Source organism: Corynebacterium sp. EPI-003-04-2554_SCH2473622 (genome assembly GCF_001665955.1).
GTDB classification, from domain to species: domain Bacteria; phylum Actinomycetota; class Actinomycetes; order Mycobacteriales; family Mycobacteriaceae; genus Corynebacterium; species Corynebacterium pseudodiphtheriticum.
Window position 1 is genome coordinate 137,669 of record NZ_LZMN01000035.1, and the last position, 26,120, is coordinate 163,788.

The 26,120-nt window shown below is 53.1% G+C and carries 24 protein-coding genes and 1 pseudogene; 22 read left to right on the forward strand and 3 right to left on the reverse strand.

Features of this window, described 5'->3' with window-relative positions:
• Window positions 1–9: 9 nt before the first annotated feature.
• The 22 genes from rpoZ (at window position 10) to secG (ending at window position 23,569) form a co-directional block, all read left to right on the forward strand.
• Window positions 10–291, forward strand: a complete 282-nt coding sequence (gene rpoZ / locus A5774_RS03280; RefSeq protein WP_023019425.1) for a DNA-directed RNA polymerase subunit omega — start codon at window positions 10–12, stop codon at window positions 289–291.
• 291 nt (window positions 292–582) lie between these two features.
• On the forward strand, window positions 583–720 hold the full coding sequence (locus A5774_RS11185) for a hypothetical protein (protein WP_021353980.1): 138 nt from the start codon (window positions 583–585) through the stop codon (window positions 718–720).
• Window positions 720–2,339 carry a sodium:solute symporter gene (locus tag A5774_RS03285; RefSeq protein ID WP_021353979.1) on the forward strand — a complete coding sequence of 540 codons (1,620 nt, stop codon included), beginning with the start codon at window positions 720–722 and terminating at the stop codon, window positions 2,337–2,339. Before A5774_RS11185 ends, A5774_RS03285 begins: the two co-directional genes overlap by 1 nt.
• A 26-nt stretch (window positions 2,340–2,365) precedes the next feature.
• Window positions 2,366–3,616, forward strand: a complete 1,251-nt coding sequence (gene coaBC / locus A5774_RS03290; RefSeq protein ID WP_064833307.1) for a bifunctional phosphopantothenoylcysteine decarboxylase/phosphopantothenate--cysteine ligase CoaBC — start codon at window positions 2,366–2,368, stop codon at window positions 3,614–3,616.
• A 138-nt stretch (window positions 3,617–3,754) separates the two neighbouring features.
• Window positions 3,755–4,990: a methionine adenosyltransferase gene (gene metK / locus A5774_RS03295; protein WP_064833309.1), complete on the forward strand. Its 1,236-nt coding sequence runs from the start codon at window positions 3,755–3,757 to the stop codon at window positions 4,988–4,990.
• A gap of 17 nt (window positions 4,991–5,007) precedes the next feature.
• Window positions 5,008–7,083, forward strand: coding sequence for a primosomal protein N' (locus tag A5774_RS03300; RefSeq protein ID WP_064833311.1), 2,076 nt, complete (start codon window positions 5,008–5,010; stop codon window positions 7,081–7,083).
• A gap of 54 nt (window positions 7,084–7,137) precedes the next feature.
• Window positions 7,138–8,097, forward strand: coding sequence for a methionyl-tRNA formyltransferase (gene fmt, locus A5774_RS03305; protein WP_064833312.1), 960 nt, complete (start codon window positions 7,138–7,140; stop codon window positions 8,095–8,097).
• Window positions 8,094–9,686 carry an RsmB/NOP family class I SAM-dependent RNA methyltransferase gene (locus A5774_RS03310; RefSeq protein WP_064833313.1) on the forward strand — a complete coding sequence of 531 codons (1,593 nt, stop codon included), beginning with the start codon at window positions 8,094–8,096 and terminating at the stop codon, window positions 9,684–9,686. Before fmt ends, A5774_RS03310 begins: the two co-directional genes overlap by 4 nt.
• A gap of 45 nt (window positions 9,687–9,731) precedes the next feature.
• Complete coding sequence (rpe, locus tag A5774_RS03315; protein ID WP_081820590.1) at window positions 9,732–10,481, forward strand: ribulose-phosphate 3-epimerase; 750 nt, start codon at window positions 9,732–9,734, stop codon at window positions 10,479–10,481.
• On the forward strand, window positions 10,482–11,552 hold the full coding sequence (gene ribD, locus A5774_RS03320; RefSeq protein WP_064833315.1) for a bifunctional diaminohydroxyphosphoribosylaminopyrimidine deaminase/5-amino-6-(5-phosphoribosylamino)uracil reductase RibD: 1,071 nt from the start codon (window positions 10,482–10,484) through the stop codon (window positions 11,550–11,552). It abuts the gene before it with no gap.
• 24 nt (window positions 11,553–11,576) lie between these two features.
• Window positions 11,577–12,317 (forward strand): riboflavin synthase, encoded by a 741-nt coding sequence (locus A5774_RS03325; RefSeq protein WP_064833317.1) that lies wholly within the window; start codon window positions 11,577–11,579, stop codon window positions 12,315–12,317.
• An 11-nt stretch (window positions 12,318–12,328) separates the two neighbouring features.
• The gene (locus A5774_RS03330; RefSeq protein WP_023019432.1) at window positions 12,329–13,606 is read left to right on the forward strand and encodes a bifunctional 3,4-dihydroxy-2-butanone-4-phosphate synthase/GTP cyclohydrolase II; all 1,278 of its coding nucleotides are present in this window, start codon (window positions 12,329–12,331) and stop codon (window positions 13,604–13,606) included.
• A gap of 50 nt (window positions 13,607–13,656) precedes the next feature.
• Window positions 13,657–14,169 carry a 6,7-dimethyl-8-ribityllumazine synthase gene (ribH, locus tag A5774_RS03335; RefSeq protein WP_023019433.1) on the forward strand — a complete coding sequence of 171 codons (513 nt, stop codon included), beginning with the start codon at window positions 13,657–13,659 and terminating at the stop codon, window positions 14,167–14,169.
• Window positions 14,166–14,726, forward strand: coding sequence for a PH domain-containing protein (locus tag A5774_RS03340; protein ID WP_064833319.1), 561 nt, complete (start codon window positions 14,166–14,168; stop codon window positions 14,724–14,726). The genes ribH and A5774_RS03340 overlap by 4 nt, the downstream gene beginning before the upstream one ends.
• A 17-nt stretch (window positions 14,727–14,743) precedes the next feature.
• Window positions 14,744–16,777, forward strand: a complete 2,034-nt coding sequence (gene uvrC / locus A5774_RS03345) for an excinuclease ABC subunit UvrC (protein WP_064833321.1) — start codon at window positions 14,744–14,746, stop codon at window positions 16,775–16,777.
• 33 nt (window positions 16,778–16,810) lie between these two features.
• Complete coding sequence (rapZ, locus tag A5774_RS03350) at window positions 16,811–17,695, forward strand: RNase adapter RapZ (RefSeq protein ID WP_021353964.1); 885 nt, start codon at window positions 16,811–16,813, stop codon at window positions 17,693–17,695.
• 108 nt (window positions 17,696–17,803) lie between these two features.
• Complete coding sequence (gene yvcK, locus A5774_RS03355) at window positions 17,804–18,919, forward strand: uridine diphosphate-N-acetylglucosamine-binding protein YvcK (RefSeq protein ID WP_023019435.1); 1,116 nt, start codon at window positions 17,804–17,806, stop codon at window positions 18,917–18,919.
• Window positions 18,920–18,923: 4 nt separating this feature from the next.
• A complete protein-coding gene (whiA, locus tag A5774_RS03360) occupies window positions 18,924–19,946 on the forward strand; it encodes a DNA-binding protein WhiA (RefSeq protein WP_064833323.1) in 1,023 nt (340 codons plus the stop codon).
• Between the two features lie 39 nt (window positions 19,947–19,985).
• Window positions 19,986–21,032 carry a type I glyceraldehyde-3-phosphate dehydrogenase gene (gene gap, locus A5774_RS03365; protein WP_064833325.1) on the forward strand — a complete coding sequence of 349 codons (1,047 nt, stop codon included), beginning with the start codon at window positions 19,986–19,988 and terminating at the stop codon, window positions 21,030–21,032.
• 64 nt (window positions 21,033–21,096) lie between these two features.
• On the forward strand, window positions 21,097–22,311 hold the full coding sequence (pgk, locus tag A5774_RS03370) for a phosphoglycerate kinase (RefSeq protein ID WP_027017941.1): 1,215 nt from the start codon (window positions 21,097–21,099) through the stop codon (window positions 22,309–22,311).
• Window positions 22,312–22,353: 42 nt separating this feature from the next.
• Window positions 22,354–23,133: a triose-phosphate isomerase gene (gene tpiA / locus A5774_RS03375; protein WP_021353959.1), complete on the forward strand. Its 780-nt coding sequence runs from the start codon at window positions 22,354–22,356 to the stop codon at window positions 23,131–23,133.
• Window positions 23,134–23,332: 199 nt separating this feature from the next.
• Window positions 23,333–23,569 (forward strand): preprotein translocase subunit SecG, encoded by a 237-nt coding sequence (gene secG / locus A5774_RS03380; RefSeq protein WP_021353958.1) that lies wholly within the window; start codon window positions 23,333–23,335, stop codon window positions 23,567–23,569.
• A gap of 158 nt (window positions 23,570–23,727) precedes the next feature.
• On the opposite strand, the gene pgl is transcribed toward secG, so the two are convergent.
• From pgl to A5774_RS03395, 3 genes and pseudogenes are all read right to left on the reverse strand, one after another.
• Complete coding sequence (gene pgl / locus A5774_RS03385; protein WP_064833328.1) at window positions 23,728–24,450, reverse strand: 6-phosphogluconolactonase; 723 nt, start codon at window positions 24,448–24,450, stop codon at window positions 23,728–23,730.
• Window positions 24,451–24,454: 4 nt separating this feature from the next.
• Window positions 24,455–25,402, reverse strand: coding sequence for a glucose-6-phosphate dehydrogenase assembly protein OpcA (locus A5774_RS03390; RefSeq protein WP_064833329.1), 948 nt, complete (start codon window positions 25,400–25,402; stop codon window positions 24,455–24,457).
• Between the two features lie 42 nt (window positions 25,403–25,444).
• Window positions 25,445–26,120 (reverse strand): annotated as a pseudogene (locus A5774_RS03395) (glucose-6-phosphate dehydrogenase); the annotation flags it as partial.

The window sequence follows — 26,120 nt, forward strand, 5'->3', positions numbered from 1 at the left end:
GGTCTCGTAGTGGCTACTGAGTCCACGAAATCTGACAGCGTCTTCGACACACCCGAAGGCATCACTGATCCACCGATCGACGAACTACTGAATAAAGTCTCGTCGAAGTATGCTCTGGTGATCTTTGCTGCGAAGCGCGCACGCCAGATTAATAGTTATTACCAGGAGCAAGACGAGGGCGTATTCGAATTCGTCGGTCCGCTGGTCACCCCAGAGCCAGGCGAAAAACCTCTCTCTTTGTCTTTGCGTGAAATCGAAGAAGGCTTGTTAGATCACGAAGAAGCTCGCTAATTCGCTCCGCTGCAATGAATAACTTTTAGTGTTGTGTAGGCTTCGACGCTTAGCTGGTATCGAGTCTCTGCTTCATTGCTTATTCTATAACCCACTGTCCCCGAGAACGGGGCGGTGGGTTTTCCGTGTGCAACACCCCTCTGAATTCAAGTTGTTCGCGCACGTAACAGGGAACTCTGGCGTTGGCGCAAGCTGTGGGGCGTGTGAGAAACCTGACAATAACTATAAAGTACGCTAGGATTCCACTGTTTGAGAACCCTGGTTCTGATGAGTTGTTGAATGGAGTGATGAATGCTCGAACTGCTGTTTCCCAGCATATTGCATATTGTGGTGTTTAGTGTCGGACTTGGTTTGGCCTTTTGGAAGCTGAATTCTGAATTGAAAAACGCCCAGCACCCCGCCGAGCAGAACGGGGAGGTTGAGAAATAGTGGATACATTCACGATCACTGTAATCCTCTCGTTTATCGGGTTTTTGGTAGTCGGAATTTGGGTTAGTCGGGGAATTAATAATAAAAACGACTACTTTGTTGCGGGTCGCAACGTCGGCGTTTTGTTCATCGTCGGTACGCTCGTGGCTTCCTTTCTGTCGACGGTGGCGCTCATGGGTGAGGCGGGTATGGCCTACGACGGTTTCCCTTGGCCAATCCTATTGCTCGGTGTCATGTCCAAAATGGGCTACCTGGCCGGGGTCGTACTGTTTGGTCGTTATCTCCGCGATTCTGACGCATTGACCATCCCGGAATTTTTTGGCAAGCGGTTTAACTCGTCTCGGTTACGGGCTCTAGCTGGGGCTTCAGTGTTAGTGGGTATGGGGCTCTATCTGGTTACCGTTACTCGTGGCCTAGCGGTCGTTATCGAAGCAATTCTGGGGATCGATGGTTTTTGGGCGGTGTTCATAACCTGGGTGGCATTTACGATTTTTACGGTGTTGTCTGGATCCAAGGGCGTAATTATTACCGATACGATGATGTTCTTTTTCTTTATCATCGGAGGCGTGCTGGGGTCGGTAGCGATTTTCCGGGAGGCCGGTGGCGTAAAAGAAACCTTCAACAAACTGGCAGCTGACCCTACGCTGCGCGAAGGCTTGTTGTGGCATGGTCAGGTTGAAGGACCAGGTGAGCGTCTGAACTCGATAGGGGAAGCCCTCATCTATATATTCACCTTTGGTCTGGTGTGGGCCTTTGTCACGGCTGTGAGCCCGTGGCAGGCTTCGCGTTACATGATGGCAAAATCCAGTCACACTGCTATACGGGCGGGTATTGTTACCCTGCTGATAATCCCATCTTTCTATCTTTTCGTCATGTTCGCGGCGTATGCCGTGAATTTGATTAACCCGGACATTGAACCGAACTCCCAGGTATTCATTTGGGCTGCATACAACATCATGCCGACTGCAATTGGTGTTATTCTTGTCACGGGTATCGTCGCTGCTGGTTTATCTTCAGCATCGACGTTCTTGTCGTTAGTCGGCTTCAGTGCAGCACACGACGTGGGGCCGATGTTCCGCCGTGGTGAAGGTCTCGATGGTGGAGATACAAAGACTGATAATGTGCGCAGTGCTCGTTGGGCAATGTTGATCGTGGGGGCCATCGCGTTGCTGTTGGCCTATATTGCTACCCCGAGCGTGCTCGATATTGGTTATATGGCTGCATCGTTTTTTGCTGCTTCCTGGGGAATTGTGGCCTTCGCCTCTACACAGTCAAAGCGGATTTCCGAAACTGGCGCGTTTTGGGGAATGTTGTTGGGTGGCGTGATTACCTTGATCCTGGAGAGCATCAAGACCTTCGGGGGTGTGGACTGGCCGATGGCATTCCACCCGGTGTTGTTCGGACTTGCGGCAAGTTTGATCGCGGTCATCATTGGATCAATGCTTCGACCAGTCGAGAAAAACTCGTGGCAGTACATTTCGGAGTTAAAGCAGCGCGTAGAGTCGGACGTGACTGTCGCGGAAGTCAAGGTGACTAATCGATACATTTACGTAGCGATCGGCTTTATTGCCATTTTGTTTAGCGCGGTAGGATTTTTCTACGTCCCCATTATGAGCTAGCCCAACCAGCAGGAGGCCAACGTACGATGCCTGGAGATCAAAGCCAGCCACGCAACCTCGTCATCGGGGTATGTGGTGGGATTGCTGCTTATAAGTCTTGTCAGTTGATTCGAGACTTCACCGAAGCAGGTGACCAGGTTCGTGTTATTCCCACCGAATCTGCCTTGCGGTTTGTGGGTAGCGCGACCTTTGAGGCGTTGTCCGGTAACCCTGTTTCTACCACGGTGTTCTCTGAAGTTGATGAAGTCGCCCATGTCCGGCTAGGTCAGGAAGCGGATGGCATCATTATTGCTCCCGCTACCGCAGATTTTTTGGCTCGTGTGGCTCATGGGCGTGCTGATGATTTATTGGCGGCTACCGTGTTGGTGGCGGCTTGTCCAGTGATTATTGCACCGGCTATGCACACAGAAATGTGGGAGAATCCGGCCACGCAAGCTAACGTTGCAACGCTGCGTGAACGGGGGATCGTCGTGGTAAATCCTGCCACCGGTCGTCTGACTGGCAAAGACTCCGGGCCGGGGCGATTGCCGGAACCCAGCCATATCGCTGATATTGCGCGAACTGTTTTTTCCGGTGCCAGCATGAAACAGACGCTTGCGGGGGTTAACGTACTTATTAGCGCAGGTGGAACGCAAGAAATTATTGATCCGGTTCGTTTTATCGGTAACCGCTCTTCTGGAAAACAAGGCTTTGCCTTGGCAGAAATCGCAGTACAGCGGGGAGCTACGGTCACTGTGGTCGCTGCGAATTGTGCCGCCTTGCAAGCTCCTCCCGGGGCCACCGTTATTCCGGTGGAAACAACCCGAGAACTGCAGCAAGAGCTGCACAATCAGGCACCGGAGGCTGACTTAATCATCATGGCTGCAGCGGTGTCGGATTTTCGTCCGGCGAATCCAGCAGAATTCAAAATGAAGAAATCGAATGAGACGGACAGTCCCAGTCTGAACAGAATTGAGATGACGGAAAATCCGGACGTGTTAGCTAGCCTGGTTAAAGCGCGGGCAAACCGCACGTTGGCTCCAGAGACTGTCATCATGGGTTTTGCTGCTGAAACGGGCGACGATACCCAATCGATTCTGACATATGCCCAAGAAAAGCTCGAACGTAAGGGCTGCGACATGCTGATGTGCAATGAAGTCGGTGTTGGCAAAGTTTTCGGGCAATCCACTAACCAGGGCTACCTCCTGGATAAGGACGGCGGGATTAGTGAGATCGCTGCGGCGACGAAGCATATGGTGGCTGCCCAGATTTTGGATAAATTGGCATTGCGCCTGTAGACAGCTTTGTCTATAGTAATCTATACTAAGTGGTATTCAGGCGTGGTTTTCTGAAGTAGTTATCTGCGCCACACAAGCTGTTTTGGACAGCATGAATAAGCAATGTACGTCGTTTTCTCTGCTCATTAAGGATTTTTTGTGGCTGCACCAGTTCGCGCAAGCGCCTCGGGCCTGCGTCTGTTTACTTCAGAATCTGTGACAGAAGGTCACCCCGACAAGATTTGCGATGCAATATCGGACAGCATATTGGACGCTCTCCTGGCTAAGGATCAACATGCACGCGTGGCAGTGGAAACACTAGTGACTACCGGGCAAGTTCATGTCGCTGGTGAAGTGCGTACCAAGAGTTACGTAGAGATCCCGCAATTAGTTCGGAAAACCCTTGTCGATATTGGTTTTACCAGTTCAGATGTTGGTTTTGATGGTCGTACTTGTGGCGTGAATATTGCCATTGGCGAGCAGTCTCAGGAAATTGGGGATGGAGTCGATCGCTCGCATGAAGCGCGTTCGGGATTGCAGCTTGACGACGATGATCTCGCTGGTGCCGGTGACCAAGGGCTCATGTTCGGCTATGCAACGAATGAGACTGCAGAGTTTATGCCGTTGCCAATCGCACTCGCGCACCGGTTGTCTCGTCGACTCACGGAGGTGCGGAAGCAAGGAATTGTTCCGCACTTGCGCCCGGACGGTAAAACTCAGGCGACGTTTGCGTATTCCGGTGATCGTCCATCGCACATTGACACTATCGTGATTTCTACGCAACACGATCCGGAAGTTACGCAGGAATGGTTGGAAGAGCAGCTCCGCACGCACGTCATCGAATACGTTATTTCTGAAGCTGGACTGCAGAATTTCTATACCGACGATGTTACGCTGCTTATTAATCCCTCCGGTTCCTTCATCCTGGGCGGTCCTATGGGCGATGCAGGCCTGACCGGACGCAAGATTATCGTTGACACTTATGGTGGCATGGCGCGTCACGGTGGAGGAGCCTTTTCCGGGAAAGATCCGTCGAAGGTAGATCGTTCCGCAGCCTACGCGATGCGTTGGGTCGCTAAAAATATTGTGGCTGCGGGTCTGGCTGACCGTGCAGAAGTACAGGTCGCATATGCTATCGGGCGGGCGAATCCTGTGGGACTCTATGTCGAAACCTTTGGCACTGCGCACCATGGGTTGGACGATGAATCAATTCAAGCTGCCGTCGCGAAGACTTTTGACCTTCGCCCTGCGGTTATTATTCGTGAGTTAGATCTATTGCGTCCGATTTACCGTCCTACCGCTGCTTACGGCCATTTCGGTCGCACAGATTTGAATCTGCCATGGGAACAGACGAACCGTGTTGAGCAATTACGGGCTGCCGCGGGGGTATCCTAGCTCTTCATGGAGAGTTTATGGAGCTAGCTCATCCGGTTGCGCATGTGTTGCCTCTTTTGGGGTTAGCACATCTGGACCGTGGGTTTGATTACTTAGTCGCAGACAAAGACGACAAAGTAGCCCAGGCAGGTACTCGTGTGCGCATTCGATTTCACGGCCGACTCGTCGACGGGATTGTGTTGGAACGTCGTGCGCACTCAGAGCATTTAGGGCGATTGCGTTATCTAGAGCGGGTTTATTCCGAGCACGTTGTCTATCCGCAGCAGACCGCACGGCTTGTGGAATCCCTGGCGCAGCGCTATGGCGGCACCCGTGCGGACCTCATTAGAACCGCGATACCTCCGCGTCATGCCCAAGCGGAATCCTCCGATTTTGTTACTGCCTGGGACAAACTCGGCGAAGCTATTGAGCCGGACCTTTCTGGTTGGTCGAATTATCGGCACGGGCAGTCTTTTGTTGATTCAGTACTGGCTCGCCGTTCCGCACGCGCTGCATGGCAGATCACACCAGGCGATGACTGGGCAGGCATCGTGGCGTCGTTGCTAGCGAAAGTGGCCATTGATGGGGGCGGAGCACTGGCTGTGGTTCCTGATCAAAGGGATCTTGACCGCGTGGAAACTGCCCTTCGCGAGCATTTGGGGCCGAAGCAAATCACGGTGCTTAACGCTCAGTTGGGGGCGCAGGGACGCTACCGTAGATTTTTATCCGTCTTACATGGACAAGCACGGGTAGTAATTGGTACGCGCAGCGCGGCGTATGCGCCACTGAAAAACCTAAGTTTAGCTGTCATTATCGATGATGGAGACGAAAACCTCATCGAACAGCGAGCTCCTTATGCTCACGCTCGGGAAGTGCTGACCACGCGTGCTGGGCTGGAGGGCTGCTCGTTGCTCATTGGCGGGCTTGCCCGCACCGCGGAGACACAGCTATTGGTGGAAGCCGGCTGGATGCACGGTTTGCTTGCTTCACGCGATCGAGTACGCGAATCGTCCCCACTTATACGAGCGGCAGCCGATACGGATTTTGAACTGGAAAAAGACCCGGTAGCCGCGCAGGCTCGTGTACCAGGGCTCGCGTTTGATGCAGCTCGTCGGGCGCTTTCTGCAGGAAAGCCAGTATTGGTGCAAGTTCCACGGAAGGGCTATATCCCGACGCTGTCTTGCGCACAGTGCCGACATCCAGCGCGATGTCGTATCTGTAATGGGCCGGTAGGATTACCTGGGCAGGATCCTGCGGCTGCTGTGGCAGCATCCACGACAAGCGCGATACAGTCACAGTCACGAGTTGCGACATCAACCGAATCACGAGCGGAAGTGCCCACATGTCGATGGTGTGGAGCGATTCACTCATCGTTTCGGTGCGGCGAATGTGGCTCACAACGTCTCCGGGCAGTGGTACTTGGTGCGCAACGCACCGCGGAAGAATTGGGGAGAGCGTTTCCGTCCACACGTGTGATTACCTCTGGTGGTTCGCGGGTATTGGATTCGGTTCCAGATTCACCCGCGTTGGTGGTTGCGACCCCAGGTGCGGAACCCCTGGTGGATGGTGGCCATTACGGGGCCGCGTTGTTATTAGATACTTGGGCTTTGCTTGGCAGGCAGGATTTACGTGCCGCGGAAGATACTCTGGCGACGTGGATGCGCGCTGCCGCTTTAGTGGAAAGTCGTGCTTCAGGTGGCATGGTCATCGTTGTGGCTGAAGCTAGCTTGCCGTCCGTGCAGTATTTGATTCGTTGGGACCCCGTAGGCGCTGCAACAGCTGAATTGGCAGGGCGTAGGGAGACCAAATTTCCCCCCGCCGTGCATATGGCTGCTATTGATGGCGCGGATGCGAGCCTGGACATGTTTCTTGACTTAGTTGAACTTCCAGCGCACGCGGAGGTACTGGGCCCAGTTGACCTGCCTTATTCCACCAGGTTGCCCGGGGACTATGATGAACAGCGCTTTGGCCTCCCACAGAGAATTTTGGTGCGGACCCCGTTGGGGCCCCGGGCGGAACTAGGTGTGGCGTTGCGGACCGCTGCGGTGGCTCGTAGTTTGCGTAAAGACGAGCTTCCTTTACGGATTCAGGTCGATCCGCCCCATATTGGTTAAATCAGAATCGGTTAGTCTGAATAGTTATGGACCATTAAAGGAGTAGGAAGAACAATGCGGATTGTGTTTGCTGGTACACCGGAGCCGGCTGTTGTGGCTTTGGAAGCACTCTTGGAATCTGAGCACGAGGTCGTCGGTGTGCTTACCCGTCCAGATGCACGGAAAGGGCGCGGTCGTAGTTTGGCGTCGTCGCCGGTTGCAGCTTTGGCTCGGGAACGTGGGATTGAGGTGCTTACTCCCGAGACTTTGCGTGCGAACACCGAGGATGGTTCTCAGGTTCGCGCCTGGTTGCAGGAATTAGCTCCGGAGGCAATCGCTGTGGTGGCCTACGGTAAATTGATTAGTACGGATTTGTTGGACGTTGCCCGGCATGGCTGGATTAATCTGCATTTTTCTCTACTTCCACAGTGGCGCGGAGCGGCTCCGGTGCAAGCTGCGATTGCGCATGGCGATGACATTACTGGTGCCAGCACATTCCGGATCGAAGAAGGACTTGATACCGGGGACGTATTTGGCACGGTGACGGAGGTTATTCGTGACGACGATACGGCGGATGATCTGTTGACGCGTCTGGCTTATTCCGGCGCGGATTTGTTGGTTGCTACCATGGATGGGCTTGCCGACGAACGCTTAGAGGCGCAGCCGCAATCTGGTGAGGCCACCTACGCCCCGAAAATTTCTGCTGAGCAGGCGCACATCGATTGGTCACAACCAGATTTTGCGATCGATCGGCACATTCGGGCTTATACACCCGGTCCTGGCGCGTGGACGATGCTCGGTGAGCAACGTTTAAAGATTGCACCGGTGACGCTGGTTACAGCGGGGAGTGACGCTGCGGCCCTGTTTGCGAAGAAATCTTTGTCTGCTGGCGAATTGTATGTTGCGAAAAACGATGTGTTTGTTGGCACCGCTACTACACCAGTGCGCTTGGGAATGGTCCAAGCACCAGGAAAGAAGAGAATGGATGCCGCAGCTTGGGCGCGCGGAAATCAACCGGAAGGAATTTTGTCATGAGTGCAGCAGCTGGCGGATTTCGATCTCGGTCGCGTTCCGGCGAATCCCCACGTTTAGCGGATAAAGCAGGCAACCAGACTGGAAAAAAGACGGATGCTCGAGGAGCTAAGTCGCAACAGCATGACAAGCGGCGTCCACACAGCTACAAGCAGCAGAAGCGACAGAAGCGAACACACCGCGAGACAGCGGGCGTCGACAAGCCTCGCCTGCTTGCCTTTGCGGTCTTGAATCGGGTTAGCGACGATGATGCCTATGCGAATTTGATTTTGCCGAAATGTTTGCGGGAAGAGCGTGTTAAAGGGCGTGATGCTGCGTTTGCAACAGAAATCACCTATGGCTGTCTCCGGTCGCTTGGCGTTCTCGATACTGTGATTGACGCGTGCTCGTCACGCGAGTTGGACTCGCTCGCCACGCCGGTCCTGAATGCCCTTCGCTTGGGAACTTACCAATTGTTGTTTACGCGCGTTGATGATCATGCTGCTGTGGATACTTCAGTACGGCTAGTCGAATCGGCTGAGCATGGTAAGGCTAAAGGTTTTGTTAACGGCATTTTGCGCACGGTCGGCCGAACCCCCCGAGAGCAATGGATCGCACAGCTGCGACCAGAAGGTGAACTCGCTGGTTTGGCATTTGAACATGCGCACCCTGAGTGGATTGCACGGTCGTTCAATGAGGCGTTGTTAGCGGAAAACCAAGATGCCAGCTTAGGTGTGGAAAGCCCGCATTCTGACGGGATTCATCCAGAACTTGCCGCTGCGCTTGCGGCCGATTCAGAGCGCCCATTGGTGCATTTGGTCGCGCGTCCAGGAGAGATTAGTGCTGAAGAACTCGCGTTGATGATTGGGGGAGAAACCGGCAGGTATAGCCCATATGCGGTGTACTTGGAGTCTGGTGGCAACCCGGGGGCACTGGAACCAGTGCAGCAGTCAATGGCGGCAGTGCAAGATGAAGGTTCGCAGTTGATTGCGCGTGCGGTCGTGGAAGCCGAGGTGCTGGGAGAAGACTCTGGGCGCTGGCTCGACCTTTGTGCTGGGCCTGGTGGAAAAGCTGCTCTGTTAGGTGCTTTAGCCGCCATCGATGGTGCCTCGGTAGACGCGGTGGAAGTCTCGCCTCACCGTGCGGAATTGATTCGCTCAACGGTGGCTGATTTGCCGGTCACAGTGCACGTGGCTGACGGTAGAAGTCCGGGGTTAGCAGCTGGTTTTGACCGGGTGCTTGTCGACGCCCCATGCTCAGGGCTGGGAGCGTTACGTCGACGTCCGGAAGCACGCTGGAAAAAAGACGATCGCGATATTCTGGATTTGAATACACTGCAAGTGGAGTTATTACGCTCAGCGCTGCAGTTGGTGCGACCAGGTGGGGTGGTGGTTTATTCCACGTGCTCGCCAGACCTGCGTGAAACGCGGTCAATCGTCGACACAATTTTGGGGGATACTGACGGCCCGGCGGTAGAAGAATTATCAGCGTTGGCAACTCTTCCGGACATTCCAGGAATCGGCACTGGGAATTTCCTTTCGGCACAGATGTGGCCACATAGGCACGGCACTGACGCTATGTTTTTTGCTGTGCTCCGCCGGAAGATTACCTAAACCAGTGGACTAGACGTTAGCCCGAATAACCGTAGAATGGCCAGTATGTCTGTTCGTGATTCAGCAAATTCCTCTCCGGGAGTCTCGCCCCTTGATGCGTCGTCTTCTATTTCTGATCCGTTAATCAAGCGGCGGGCCTTGATCGCGCCGTCTATTTTAGCCGCGGATTTTTCCAGTCTTGGCGATCAAGTCCGTAGCGTTGACAACGCTGACTGGATTCACGTGGACATCATGGACGGACATTTTGTCCCAAACTTGTCGTTTGGTCCGGATGTGACCGCAACCGTCGATAAGATCACTGAGCAGTATTTAGATGTGCATTTGATGATCGAAAATCCGGAGCACTGGGTCGATACCTATATTGCTGCCGGTGCTGATTGCATCATCTTCCATGTAGAAGCGACTGATGACCATGTTGCTTTAGCCAAAAAGATCCGGGAAAAAGGCGTTCGTGCTGGCTTCTCGCTGAAACCAGCTACCCCGATTGAGCCGTATCTTGCGGATCTTGAACATTTCGACTTGGCCTTGGTAATGAGTGTCGAGCCCGGATTTGGTGGACAATCGTTCATGCCTGACCAATTAGACAAAGTTCGCGCACTGCGCCAGGCCATTGATGAGCGGAATCTTGATTGTCTCATCGAGATTGACGGCGGAATTTCAGAACATACAATCGAGAAATCCGCTGAAGCTGGTTGTGACGCCTTCGTTGCAGGCTCCGCGGTCTTCAAGAAAACAGATCCGGCAGCAGCGGTGAATCATCTTCGCGCGTTAGCGACTGGGGCGACACAACACTAAATGACTTCTGAATTTTCTGCGAGCGCCTTAGACGCTCGTATTCTCAACGTTGCGCTCTCGGCAGCTCACCGAGCAGCCCTGGAGGTCCGTGGTAGCACAAGCCCGAATCCGCCCGTAGGGGCAGTAATTCTGACTGAGAATGGAGATATTTGTGGAGTCGGCGCCACTGAACCGCCAGGTGGGCGACATGCAGAAATTGTTGCGTTGGACCAGGCGGGTAGGTCTTCGAAGGGTGCGCATGTAGTGGTCACCCTCGAACCGTGCAACCATCAAGGCAGGACCGGCCCGTGCTCGCAAGCTCTCATCGATGCAGGTGTGGCTTCAGTGCATTATTTACATGCTGACCCCAATGTGATTGCAGCCGGTGGTGCAGAAAAACTACGCGCGGCGGGAATTGCGGTTCATCATCTTGGGGCCTCTGGTCTTTTGCAGCGGGATTCCACCGCGATTTTAGGCGACGAGCTGGAGCCATGGCTGCAGGCTACAGCCATGGGACGAGTGCACGTCACGGCAAAGTTCGCACAATCGGTCGATGGGTTTAGTGCTGCATCTGACGGATCAAGCAAGTGGATCACTGGTTCTAAGGCAAGAGAGAGGGTGCATCTCGATCGTAGTAAACGTGATGCGATCATTATTGGCACGGGGACAGCGTTAGCCGATAATCCATCGTTGACCGCTCGCTATATCTCCGAAACCGGAGAAACCTTGTCGTATAAGCAGCAGCCACGTCGTGTGGTAATCGGCAAGTCAGATTTGTCCGCATGCAGTAATTTGCAGCGTCTCGGCTTTGCACAATACCCCGATATTCCTACTGCTCTGACTGCCTTATGGGAACAGGGCTGTCGAGATGTGCTAGTCGAGGGCGGTCCGAAACTCCTGAGTTCATTTGTCGGGAGTGGTTACGTCGATGCAGTGCAAGCATATGTGGCACCGTTATTGCTAGGAGACGGGCGTAGTGTGCTTGCTTCTGCTGTTGGTGTGAATCTGGCAGATGGCATGCGTTTAGAGATCAATCGTGTCGAAAGACTTGGCAATGATGTGTTGTTGACCATGGTGTCGGGAGCGAAGTAGATAAGCTACGGAGAAAGGCAATAAATGTTTAGTGGATTGGTAGAAAACACTGGTGAGGTCGTAACGGTCGACAACGTCGGTGATGCGGTTCGTGTGAGCATCCAAGGTGGGAGAATCATGCACGATGCCAGCCTGGGGGATTCCATAGCAGTCAACGGCGTCTGCTTGACGGTTGCGGAGTTGGATGTTGAATCCGGAGTTTTTGGCGCTGATGTCATGCAGGAATCACTAAATCGTTCAGTGCTGGGCGACTTGCGCCCTGGCAGCATAGTGAACCTCGAACGTGCGCTCCGTGCCGACGCGCGACTTGGTGGGCACATCATGCAAGGGCATGTTGATGGTACAGCGCGACTGGTTTCTCGCACTCCCTCAGAGAACTGGGAAGTTTTGCGCTTCGAATTACCAGCGCAACTGGCAAAATACGTCGTAGAAAAAGGGTCTATTGCTATCAGCGGTGTGTCTTTGACTGTGTCTGCTATTTCTGAGACTCCTAGACCATCAGCTGCGGCCACGGCCGCGACATCGACTGTGCCCTCTGGTCCAGAATTTGAAGCGATTCCTAGAACGACTCCTATCCCTAATGCTGACAGTGGCGACTGGTTTGAAGTCTCCTTGATCCCTACGACATTGTCCGAAACCACCTTAGGCACCTTGGCAGTGGGCGAGAGGGTTAATCTAGAGGTCGACATCATCGGCAAATACGTCGAAAAGCTGTTGGCCGCGGGAACACCGACCGGTTATAGCTTTCCGTCAGACACACACTAAAGTGGAGACATATGAGCATCGAGGTCACCCAGGATGGCAAAGCAATCAAGCTTGATAGCGTCGAACGTGCAATAGCCGATATTCGGGCAGGCAAAGCTGTAGTGGTCGTAGATGATGAAGACCGCGAAAACGAAGGCGATCTAATTTTTGCCGCAGAAAAAGCTACTCCAGAATTAGTGGCTTTTATGGTCCGGTACACCTCTGGTTATATCTGCGCGCCGATGCTTCCAGACGACCTCAATCAGCTGGGCTTGCCGCCTATGGCGGCGGTTAACGAGGACGTGCGCGGTACGGCTTATACCGTGACTGTTGATTTCAATGACGGCACCACTGGTATTTCTGCGGCTAGTCGTGCCAAGACCTTGCGTGCATTGGCGTCCGCGGATGCGCATCGGGAGCAGTTCACCCGCCCGGGCCACGTCGTACCCCTGAGCGCTCGCCCTAATGGTGTGTTGGACCGCAACGGACACACCGAAGCTTCTGTTGATTTGGCACGCTTGGCAGGTTTGCGCCCGGCCGGTGTGATCTGTGAAATTGTGTCGGAAAAAGACCCGACCGATATGGCACGTCTTCCGGAACTACGGGAATTTGCCGATACCCATGACCTGGCTTTGATCTCAATAGAGCAAATGATTCAGTGGCGACGTCGTAATGAAATGCAGGTGGTCCGTGAGGTAGCAACCAGCTTGCCGACGGATGCTGGACCGATGACTGCGCTCGGGTACCGCCACCAGGTGGATGGGACGGAGCATGTGGCACTGATCGCGGGCTCGGTGGACGAGTTGCACAATGCCACAGACGTCCCAGTACGCGTGCATTCGGAATGTCTCACTGGTGATGTTTTCCACTCGCGTCGCTGTGACTGTGGACAGCAGCTGGATCAAGCGATTGACTATATCCAAAGAGCTGGTAGCGGCGTAGTGATCTATATTCGCGGACACGAGGGCCGGGGCATCGGGCTTCTCGCCAAGCTTAAAGCTTATCGTCTGCAGGAAAGTGGTGCCGATACCGTAGACGCGAATTTGGAACAAGGGCTGCCTGCGGACGCACGCGAATTTTCCGTGGCTGGTCAGATTTTGGCTGATCTGGGAATCGCGAGCGCGAATTTGTTGACCAATAACCCGTTCAAGGCTGAAGCCTTGGAAGGGTTTGGCGTCGAAGTATCTAAACGCACTGCACTGCTTACCGAAGCGAACGAAGATAACATCGCGTATCTACGTACGAAACGTGACCGCATGGGGCATGACTTGCCAACGGTTGCGGACTGGGATGTGCAACGTCCACAATAATCCGCGGCAAATTTGCGTCATCATATATCTATTTACAGCAAGGAGCTGACATGGCACACGGTGGAGCACCGCAGATCCCCCTAGGCAGCGCTAAAGGGGTGCGAGTATGCGTAGTGAGCACTCGCTGGAACCAGGAAGTCTGTGAGCAGATGCGCTCCCGGGCGCTAGCCGTGGCTGCTGAAGCAGGGGCCACGGTTTCGGAAGCACGTGTCATGGGTGCGATTGAGCTGCCAGTTGTTGTCCAGCAAGCGGCACGGCAATTCGACGCCGTGGTTGCTTTGGGTTGCGTGATTCGGGGCGGAACCCCGCACTTTGATTATGTCTGTGATTCTGTGACCCAGGGGTTGACCCGGGTGAGTCTGGATGAATCGACCCCGGTTACCAACGGGGTGTTGACCGTGAATTCCCAAGAGCAGGCACGTGCCAGAGCTGGGTTTCCGGATTCGATTGAGGATAAGGGTGGTGAGGCCATGGCTGCAGCGCTTGACACATTGGCTACCCTTCGTGAGCTGCGTGCCACTGCGCACCACCGTGAGACAGACATTTGCGAGGAACAAGCATGACGTCCCAATCTGATGAGACGAATTCCCACCAACAGTTTCACAAAGAACAGCAGCTCGACGAAAAGAAATTAGCAGCGTATACCGCGTTGGATCCATTTTCGGTGACGAGCAATAAACCGTGGGAGTTAACCATTACTTCTCGTAAACTGCGCGTCTACGCCATGTTCTTGATCCCGATCATCATGGCTGTTCACATTTTCATGGCGTGGCAACTTAGCCTCGAATTTACTGGGGCATCGGTCACTGGCGTCGATTTCATTGCATTTCCCGGCGTCGGCGTGATTATTTCTGTTTTAGTTTGGCTCGCGCTTTCGCGTCCTCGTGTGCGGGTCAATAGTGATGGCGTAGAAGTCCGTAATATTATCGGAACTCGGTTTTATTATTGGCAACTCATTTACGGACTATCCGTTCCCGAAGGTGCTCGTATGGCACGTCTCGAACTTCCTGAATTCGAGTATATGCCGTTGTGGGCGATTCAAGTTTCTGATGGTGCGGACACCATCCAGGCGGTACGAAAATTCCGCGAGCTTGAAGCCCAATACATGCCCGAAGAATAGCGAAATTTTTCTTAGCGATGAGTGATCCAGCAACGTACCGGCCGGCGCCCGGAACTATCCCCACGGAACCCGGCGTCTACAAATTTCGTGATGAGAATCGTCGGGTAGTTTACGTCGGTAAGGCGAAGAACCTCCGGGCACGTTTATCGAATTATTTCCAGGACATCACGCAACTGCACCCCAGGACACGGCAAATGGTGCAGACCGCAGATTCTGTGGAATGGACAGTCGTCGCTAGCGAGGTCGAAGCACTTCAGCTGGAGTACACCTGGATCAAGAGATTCGACCCCCGATTTAATGTCATGTACCGCGATGACAAGACATATCCGATGCTCGCGGTGTCAGTGGGAGAACAGGTTCCTCGAGTGTTTTTCTACCGGGGGCCAAGAAAACGTGGAGTCCGGTATTTCGGTCCATACGCACATGCTTGGGCGGTGCGAGAAACCATGGATTTGTTGTTGCGAGTTTTCCCAATGCGTAGCTGTTCATCAGGTGTATATCGCCGACACGAACGGTTGGGCAGGCCATGCTTGCTAGGTTATATCGGCAAATGCGATGCGCCGTGTATTGGACGGGTCAGTGCCGATGAACATCGGGAAACCGTGAACGGGTTGGTTGGTTTCATGCGTGGACGAACTAACGACGTCGTTAAGCGTCTGACTGCAGACATGGAAAAAGCGTCAGAGGAACTCGAATTTGAGAAAGCGGCACGCTTGCGTGATGACCTAGGGGCGATCGACAAGCTGATGGAGCAGCAGACGGTGGTGCTGGGGGATGGTACGGCAGCAGACCTTATCGCTTTCGCAGATGATGAATTGGAAGCTGCAGTGCAGATTTTCCATGTGCGCGATGGACGTATCCGTGGTCAGCGCGGCTGGGTAGTAGAAAAATTGACGGAGCTTCCAGAACTGATAGAAAATTTTTTGGTCCAGTTCTATTCCGATGCTGCTGAGCGTGAAGAAATGGAAGCAGCGGAAGACGCTAAACTCATTGACAGGCGCGGGGTAGATCAAGAATCCAGGCTAGAAATCCAAGAACACGACGAAGCAGCGCGGACTACCACGCGCGATGTGATTCCACGCCAGATCATGGTGCATACCGAACCACAAGATGTTAAACAGGTATCGACAGTATTATCTGATCTACGTGGTGGGTCAGTGGAAGTTCGGGTACCACAACGAGGCGAGAAAAAAGCCCTCATGGACACCGTGTATCGGAATGCCCTAGATGCGCTGAAACAGCACAAGCTAAAACGCGTCGGTGATCTCACCGCGCGGTCGGCGGCCCTGCAAGATCTGCAGACTTCTCTGTTCTTGGATAGCGCCCCGCTACGTATTGAGTGCATCGATATTTCGCATATTCAGGGCACAGACGTGGTCGCGTCATTAGTCGTTTTTGAGGACGGTCTTCCACGCAAAGCAAGTTATCGTCGTTACCGAATAAAGGAAGCTGCAGGTGGTGGGCATTCAGATGACGTTGCTTCCATCGCTGAGGTCACGCGGCGACGGTTCAAGCGTCACCAGGATGATAAATTGCATGTGCCTGATGAAGAACTTGAAGCGAGCACGTTTGCAGACGAGGACGTCACAGAAGAATCCGCGGATGGGAATCGTTTTGCCTACCCACCGCAATTATTCGTCGTCGATGGTGGCTTACCGCAGGTTAATGCAGCACAGAAAGTTTTCGATGATCTTGGCGTTAACGATGTAGCATTGATTGGTTTGGCTAAACGGCTCGAAGAAATCTGGGTTCCCGGTGAAGAAGAGCCGATTATCCTTCCACGCGGCAGTGAAGCACTTTATTTGCTGCAGCACATTCGCGACGAAGCACATCGCTTTGCAATTAGCTATCACCGTCAGCAGCGTTCCAAGCGCATGCGCAGCTCAGCGTTAGACGCGGTACCTGGCTTGGGCCCAGCCCGGCGCGCAGATTTGGTGAAGCATTTTGGTTCGGTCAAAAAGTTAAAGCAAGCCAGCGTGAAGGAAATTACTGAGGTGAAGGGGTTTGGTCCTGCGTTAGCAGAAAGTATTTATGCTGCGCTCCATAAGTAAGGAAGCGAATCGCACTGGTGTGATCCAGCGACTATGCTTTACAGCATGACCGCATTCGCCACGTCGCCAATTTTGCTTACCGGAATGTCTGGAGCCGGCCTGTCTACAGCTGCTCGTGTACTGGAAGACAAAGGGTTCTATGTCGCTCATAATTTGCCACCGGAGCTTATGGTGCAGTTGTTTGATTTGTGTGCAGACGACAATTCCCCGGTTGACAAAGTGGCAGTCGTAGCGGATGTTCGCTCGCGTATGTTTGGTGGCTCGATCTTGTCTGCTATGGATGAGCTAAAGAATCGGAATATGCCGGTCACAGTTTTGTTTATGGATGCCCGTGACGATGTTTTGATTCGGCGTTTTGATTCGGTGCGCAGAACCCACCCGTTGCAAGAAAAAGATACCTTGCAAATCGGTATTGAACGAGAACGGGCAGCAATTTCTGCACTCAAAGAACGAGCTGACGTCATTATCGATTCTTCAAATCTGTCTGTGCATGATTTACGTCGTGCAATGGAAGCCAGTTTCGGTTCCACAGGTCTGGATAAGCAGCATGTCACTGTCGAGTCATTTGGGTTTAAACATGGGGCACCGCGGGATGCGGATTTGGTCCTCGATGTGCGATTTTTGCCTAATCCGTATTGGGTTCCGGAATTGCGAGAATACCGCGGCACCGATGGGCCAGTAGCCGACTATGTCTTGGCTAGCCCGGCTGCTCATAGTTTTATCGCGAATTTCGAGAAGATGCTTGATTCCATGCTTGATGGTTATCGGCACGAAGGTAAAAATTTCATCACGGTGGCAATAGGTTGTACTGGTGGTCATCATCGATCAGTTGCCATTTCGGAGGAGCTTGCTCGGAGGCTGCGGATCCGTGATGAACTCGAGGTTACTATCATGCATCGTGATTTTGAGCGCTCTTAGCTGCCTTAGGGGTCGAAGACAGAATTGTTGCTAGAGACCCTAGGTACTGCTCCTTAGTACCCGCACTCCGTATATGTAATACAACCTACGAAGGAATAATACTGCGCTATGGCTGCAGAGTCAGAACAGTCCGAACAGCCCGAATCAACCCCATCGAACGCGGTGTCTTCGCGTGTCTTAGAAGTCCAGCAAGGTCAGAAACAGCCAGGCCCCTTACGTATTGCCTCATTAGGGGGCGGCCATGGGCTGTTTCAAACGCTGAAAGCTGCGCGACGGCTTGCTCCAGAGGATATTTCGGCAATCGTCACTGTCGCTGATGACGGTGGTAGTTCTGGGCGATTGCGTAAGGAATTCGATATGATTCCGCCTGGTGACCTCCGCATGGCGTTAGTCGCCTTGTCAGTGCGCGATGATGCGGAAGGTAAGTTTTGGGAACAGACCCTTCAACATCGGTTTGGTGGTAGTGGCGCGCTGGCTGGTCATGCCTTAGGTAATTTATTGATTACCGGTTTGAAAGAAATTCTTGGTCAGGAACAGGCCGCTCTCGATGCGGTCATGCGACTCACCGGTGCTCAGGGCCGGGTACTGCCGGTGTGTACAGAGCCGTTGGATATTCAAGCGGACGTGTCTGGTCTAGATGACGACCCAAGGGTAATGCGTTCAGTTCGTGGTCAGGTAGCTGTCGCATCGACACCAGGGCAGGTACGGCGAGTCAGTGTTATTCCAGAAAACCCTGAAATTAACCCCGCAGCACTCGAGGCTATCCGTGGAGCTGATCTGGTCACGCTAGGCCCCGGCTCATGGTTTTCTAGTGTGATCCCGCATCTTGTGCTTCCACAGGTAGTGCGTGCAATTAATGAGTCCGATGCTTTAAGAATCTTGGTGCTCAACCTCAATGGTGAGCCTGGCGAAACGCAGGGATTTTCCTATGAGCGTCATATCCACGTCTTAGCGCAACATGCGCCGGGCTTGCATGTCGACGTAGTCATTTGTGATTCGGCATCGGTAACCTCGGAATCTGAGCGCGAGTATTTGCAGAAAGCAGCGCGCATTCTGCAGGCCTCGATGGTTTTTGCTGATGTTCGAGAAATCGACGAAGCTGGCAGAGCAAGTTCGCGACATGATGAACTAAAACTGGCCCAGGTTCTGAGCGATGTTTACGTTAGATACACCCATGACCAGGAGCCGGCCGAAATTGAACCAACCGAAGAGAAACAGGGGTGACGCGATGGGACTGACAGAACAGGTCCAAGAAGAACTCACCAGGGTGGTTCCGACGAAACAATCTGCTCGAAGCGCGGAAGTCGCCGCTATCCTACGTCTTGCATCCACCATGGAAGTCGTAGGTGATGCACTCACCTTTGAAGTAGAACTCAATTCACGGGCGGTTGCGGAACGTTTGGCCAAAGACATAGAAGAATTGTTTAATATCGTGATTCGCCCCACTCCCACGGGCCTAGCAGGTACGCACAAGACTCCTCGGTACCAGTTGCGAATTAGCCGGAATGCGAAAACCATTGCCCGGCGACTCGGTTTGGTCACGAAATCCGGGCACCCCGTGGTCGGGTTACCACCGCAGGTGATTTCCGGGACTATCGCTGATAATGAAGCAGCTTGGCGTGGGGCTTTTTTGGCGCAAGGATTGTTGACCGAACCTGGTCGTTCTTCTTCGCTGGAAGTTGCTTGTCCGTGCCAAGAGGCCGCGTTGGCGTTGGTAGGTTGTGCGCGCAGGCTTGGCATATCCGCAAAGACGAAGGAATCACGTGGGACTGATCGCGTGGTTATCCGCGACGGGGAAGCAATTGGCGCATTGTTGACACGCATGGGGGCGCAAATGACGCGTTTAGAGTGGGACGAAAAGCGCCTGCGTCGGGAAGCGCGTGCCTCACAAAACCGTTTGGCCAATTTCGATGATGCTAATTTGCGTCGCTCTGCACGTGCGGCAGTTACTGCAGCTGCCCGGGTACACCGCGCAATGGAAATTTTGGGAGATGACGTGCCCGAGCACTTGGCTGAGGCAGGTAATCTGCGAGTGAAATACAGGCAGGCTTCCTTAGAAGAACTCGGTCGCCTCGGGGATCCGCAAATGACGAAAGATGCGGTAGCCGGACGTATCCGCAGATTGCTGTCAATGGCTGATAAACGCGCAGAAGAACTTGGGATTCCGGATACCTCAGAAGGCATTGATGAAGACCTCTTCGACGATGATTTGGGAGGCGCTGAGCACTTCACCGGCGAGGGAGATAGTTAAGAGCCGACGAAGTCCTAAAATACCGGGTAAAATATAAGCATGACTCGCGTAGCAATTAACGGCTTTGGCCGCATTGGGCGCAGCTTTCTGCGCGCCGTCCTAGAATCACCGGGCGATATTGAGATCGTTGCCATTAATGACGTGGCAGAACCAGAAACCTTAGCTCATTTGTTGAAATTCGACACCGGGCTCGGGATTCTAGCGGCAGATGTCTCGATCGAGGCTCCTAGCAAAGAAGGCTCGGCTGCTAATGACGCCCACTTGGCAGCAGAATTGCTGGTTGATGGACACCGTATCGCGTTAACTAACATCAAAGATCCCTCACAATTACTTTGGAAAACCTTCAATGTAGATATTGTCGTTGAAGCCACTGGTAAGTTCCGTTCTAATGAACAGGCTCATCCACATCTGGACTCAGGTGCGAAAAAGGTCATCTTGTCCGCACCGGGCAAAGACGTCGACGGCACATTCGTTTACGGCATCAATTCCGATAATTATGACCCTGCGCAGCAGAATGTCATTTCCGCGGCCTCGTGTACTACAAATTGCTTGGCGCCAATTGCGCAAATCCTAAACCAAGAATTTGGGATCGCAAATGGTTTAATGACGACTATCCACGCTTACACCGGTGATCAGCAGCTTGTCGATGGGCTGCATAAAGATCTACGCCGGGCTCGCGCTGCTGCACAGAATATCGTTCCTACCTCTACCGGTGCAGCGAAAGCAGTTGGTTTGGTGATCCCGGAGCTTGCCGGAAAACTCGATGGGTATGCGCTACGAGTCCCAACTCTGACCGGATCTGCGATGGAATTGACGTTCCAAGCTGAGCGAACTGTCTCAGTGGAGGAGATTAACGCCGCCGTGCAGAAAGCGGCGGACGGTTACTTATCTGGAATCGTCCAATACTCAGACGATCCGTTGGTGTCTAGCGATATCGTGGGCAACGGACACGGGGCGATTTTTGATGCCCCCTTAACCAAAGTGATTGGTGACAATCTAGTTAAGGTAGTGGCGTGGTACGACAACGAGTGGGGATACAGCAGCCAATTGCTGCGACTGTGCAAACACGTCGGGGCCCAACTCTAGCCTTGTTACAAGCTTTTGCTTGTACACTCGCACACGAAAACCTGATCGCGTAAAGGAAAATACATTGGCATTTCGAAAGCTAGCGCAATTGTTGGAGCAGGACCTCGAGTCCCGGCATGTTTTGTTGCGGGCAGATTTAAATGTACCGCTGACAGATGAGGGAGAAATCGCTGATCCGGGTCGCATTACCGCAGCTTTGCCAACGATCCAGGCACTTGTTGCTGCCGGCGCCAAAGTCGTTATTGCTGCTCACCTGGGACGTCCAAAGGGGCAGTTTAACCAGAAATATTCGCTGGCCCCGGTTGCAGAAGCGCTTTCAGATGAACTAGGTCAGTGGGTGGCATTGGCTCAGGATGTTACTGGAGAAGACGCACACGAACGCGCCAATGGGCTGAACGACGGCGACGTTTTGTTGTTGGAAAATGTGAGGTTCGACGCACGTGAAACTTCCAAAGACGCTTCGGAACGCGCAGAATTCGCCGCGGAACTGGCTGCCTTGGCAGCTGATGACGGTGTGTTTGTCTCGGATGGATTCGGTGTCGTCCACCGTGCACAGGCATCGGTTTACGACGTCGCGAACAAACTTGATGCCTACGCCGGATACTTGGTGGAAGCCGAGTTGGAAAAGTTGTCCGCTGTAGCCGATAATCCAGAGCAAGATTACACCGTGGTGTTGGGTGGATCGAAAGTATCCGACAAGCTGGGCGTTATTGAAGCATTGGCTGGAAAAGCCCAAAACATCATTATCGGTGGTGGAATGTGCTATACTTTCCTCGCGGCACAAGGCTATAACGTGCAGAATTCCTTGCTGCAGGAAGACATGATCGATACCTGCAAGCAGCTGTTAGACCGCTTTGGCGATAAAATCTGCTTGCCAGTCGATTTGCTCGCTGCGGATGAATTTTCAGCCGACGCAAACACAAAAATCGTAGAATTGGCTGCGATTCCAGAGGGATGGCTCTCGCCAGATATCGGGCCAAAATCCGTACAAAAATTCGCAGAACTAATTACTTCGTCGAAGACTGTTTTCTGGAATGGTCCAATGGGGGTTTTCGAAAAAGAACCATTTGCGCGAGGCACAGAAGGCGTGGCAAAGGCCATCATTGCAGCTACCAGCAACGGTGCATTCACTGTCGTTGGCGGTGGGGACTCTGCATCAGCCGTGCGGGCTTTGGGGCTTGATGAGAGCGGATTTAGCCACATTTCGACAGGTGGTGGAGCATCTCTGGAGTTCTTAGAAGGGAAAGCACTACCGGGCGTTGCCGTCCTGGCTGGTTAATAATTTCTGGAAATCCGCGTAAATCACAAGAAGGAGAAGCACATGCCACGAACTCCATTGATCGCCGGCAACTGGAAGATGAATCTTGATCACCTTGAAGCGATTAAAAACATCCAGAAGCTGACTTTCGCTTTGCCGAAAGAATATTACGAGCAGGTAGATATCGCGGTATTAGCACCATTCACTGATCTGCGCTCAATTCAAACCGTAGTGAACGGGGAGAAAATGAAGATCAGTTACGGCGCCCAAAACCTAGCTCCACAAGAAAAAGGAGCATATACAGGAGATATTTCTGCCCCGATGTTGGCAAAACTCGGCTGCGAATGGGTTATCCTGGGGCACTCCGAACGCCGTCAACACCATCATGAAACTTCAGATTTGGTGTCGCAAAAGGCACAAGTCGCACACAAGCACGGAATTAAACCGATAGTGTGCGTAGGAGAGTCCTTGGATATCCGTGAATCTGGCAGCTATCTCGATTATATCGTCGAGCAAGCCCGCAATTCGCTGGATGGTTTGGAAGCTCAGCAGCTGAAAAACACAGTCCTGGCATACGAGCCGGTTTGGGCAATTGGTACCGGTAAGGCAGCGTCGCCGAAAGATGCACAAGAAGTTTGCCAAGCATTGCGAACCTTAGTTCGGAGACTTTCAGACGACGAAACAGCTGATGCTATTAGGATCCTGTACGGCGGTTCCGTGCAGACTGATTCGATCGCTGATATCGTCGCACAGCCTGATATCGATGGTGGCTTGGTCGGCGGAGCGTCGCTAGATGGAGAAGAATTTGCCAAATTGGCCGCTGCGTCCGTCGCGCAACTCTAGCTTGTAAGCGAAGCTTGTACGTAGATTGAATTATTTCCTGTAATCATGCTCGTCTGGCTGAGCTTTACAGCGTTGCAAGTTACGATGCTGTAAGGTTGTGCACAATCCTCTAGAACAGTCACGCATTGCGTGGCTAAAATGGGTATACTTAACGCACGGCAAGCCCATACAACTCGCACTTTCGTGAAGGAACACCTGAATGCAATTAACGCTGCAGATCATCCTGCTGGTGACAGCTATTTTGATGACCATTTTCGTTCTGCTCCATAAGGGCAAAGGCGGCGGTCTGTCGAGTTTGTTTGGTGGCGGGGTGCAGTCGAATTTGTCAGGTTCTACTGTCGTCGAGAAAAACCTGACGCGTTATACGATTGTTTTGGCGTTAATTTGGATTGCCGCGATCGTCGCCTTGAACTTGTTGCAGGCTTATAATTTATAGGTGGAGGCTTCCGAGCAAATTCCTGCATAAAATATCCACCGGTGGAGGTTAACTCCCACCGGTGGATATTCTTTTGTGTGGGGCTCGTGATCGCGAGCAACCCACACGCCTAATGTTTTGATTTGTTGCGCGCTTTAGAATGCGCGCAAGCAGAGCAGTTAGTGCGCCGGGATTACATCGCTAAAGAGAAGCGTTTCAATGCGGCCGTGTACGAGTGTGGCAGGGCATGAAGCATCTGGAGAAGTGGTGGAAACTAAGCGAGCGATCGCCTCAGATTTATTTTGACCTGCTGCCAACAGCCAAATTCGGTCAGATTGGGCAACCTTCTTTAAACCTAAGCTCAAACGCTGCGCGGGAGGTTTCGGGGAATCAGTCACGCTAATGACAGCGGAATTGTCTTTTAACCCTGCATGGTGCGGGAACAAGGAATTGATATGCCCATCATCGCCGACGCCTGCCAGGTGGATGTCAAAACCAGCGGGCGCGAATTTTTCGAGCATCGCGGTGTATTCCTGTGCACGTTCTGCCAGATCATCTGCACCGGTTAATCCATAGCCGTGGATATTGGTTTCGGGTATATCCAGTTGATCGAGGAACGCTCGCCGCGCTTGTCCTTCGTTTGATTCTTTGTCGGAAATAGCTAGGTTTCGTTCATCGCCAAAGAAAAAGTGGACACCAGACCATTCGATATCGGAATCCGTCGTAGCCAACGCCTCTAACACTGCAATCCCGGAAGTTCCTCCTGTGAGAACTACGCGAACGATGCCGTCATCATGCGAGCCACCCCCAATATTTTGGATTTCAGAAACCAATTCTACGAAGCGGTGCGCAACCTTGGAAACTAGGTCGTGTTTATCTCTAGCAGGGAAAATCGTGGTCATAGTTTTATCCTTCGGCGTGTGAGTTATCGAAGTAGATGGCCCGTAATGCCCGCGCATAGGTTTCGTCTGGTTCCAAATGCCGTAGCTCTTCAGATAGACGTTCTGCCCAACTGCGAACGTTGAGGGCAACGAGATTACGCGCGGCTCCGGGCACCTGGACACCAACGGTGTGGCTATCGGCGCGGGTGATGCTAATTGCTTCTCCATCGTCCATCACCAGTGTCAGGCTTTCGACAGCAAACTGTTCTTCGCCTTGGTGGTTAGCGTCGGCGGCTGAACTGCTATCGGGCATGGCAGTGGTTCTAGTGACCGGAACGCCTAGGGCATCGGCCAACCAACCTGCAGCAATCGCGTGTTCTGGACCTTGGTTGCCGCTGATGTTGATAGACCGTACCTCGTGATGTGGGTAACGGTCCAAAGCAGATGCAACGATGCCACGCCAAGCGGTAATCGCAGACCATGCCGTATCTGAGTCACCGGGGGAATAGTTGCGAGATAACTGCGAGAAATCCTGTGCACTGGTAATGCGGCGTTGCGCAATATTGCCGATTGGATCTTCTGCTGGGCTCTCCGGATGAACGTTGGGCCACCAGGCCACGATCGGAGTATCTGGGAGCAATAATGGGGTCACGATGGACGAAGGGTGGTGAGCCATCGCGCCGTTAAGCGTCATGACGACGATCTCAGAAGCGCCGGCCTCACCGCCAACGCGAAGCTCTGCATCAAGGTAGGTCTCATCCATGGAGTCGCCCGTCAACAAGATCAGTACACGTGCTGGGTGCTCGTGCGAAGCATCACGGCTGGCACGCAGGATTGCTTCTACGTCATCACTGGCAGAGGCCACGATGATCAGAGTTAGCACCCGTCCAGTAGTTAGCGTGTAGTGTTCTTGGGCGAGATTTAGTTCGCGGGCAATGTCTGTGGTGGTGGTATCCGTGAGGAAATGAATCATGGTTGTTAATTACTCCTTGTACAGGTCAATCACGGACACAGATTATGGTCGGCGCCAAGCATGGCCACGGCGTGCCAGCATGGCATCACCGCTTGCCGGCCCCCAGCTGCCTGCCGGGTAGCTTTCTGGCTGTTCAGCGTGCTGCCAATATTCCAGCATCGGATCAAGGATCGACCAGCTCAACTCCACTTCCTTGTTGGTAGGGAACAAGCTGGATTCGTCCAAGAGCGCATCGAGGATAAGACGTTCGTAGGCAGCTGGAGATTCTTCGGTAAAAGCTTCAGCATAAGAAAAGTCCATGTTGACGTCTCGAACTTCCATGCCCGAACCTGGGACTTTGGAGCCAAATCGCATCAACACGCCCTCGTCAGGCTGGACGCGGATGACTACGGTGTTTTGTCCGTGCTGTGCACCATTTTTCGCAAACGGTTGATGTGGAGCGTGCTTAAATACTAAAGCAATTTCTGTGACGCGACGCCCTAAACGCTTGCCGGTGCGCAAATAAAACGGCACACCAGCCCAACGACGCGAGTTAATCTCCAAGGTGCAAGCTGCGTAGGTCTCAGTTGTTGACTCTGGGTCAAAACCGTCTTCTTCTCGCAAACCTTGTACCTTTTGCGAGCCCTGCCAACCTGCAGAATATTGTCCCCGGGCTGTGCTGTGCTCGAGTGGCGTAGCTAGCGAGGTAGCTTGCAAAATCTTGACCTTTTCCGCGCGC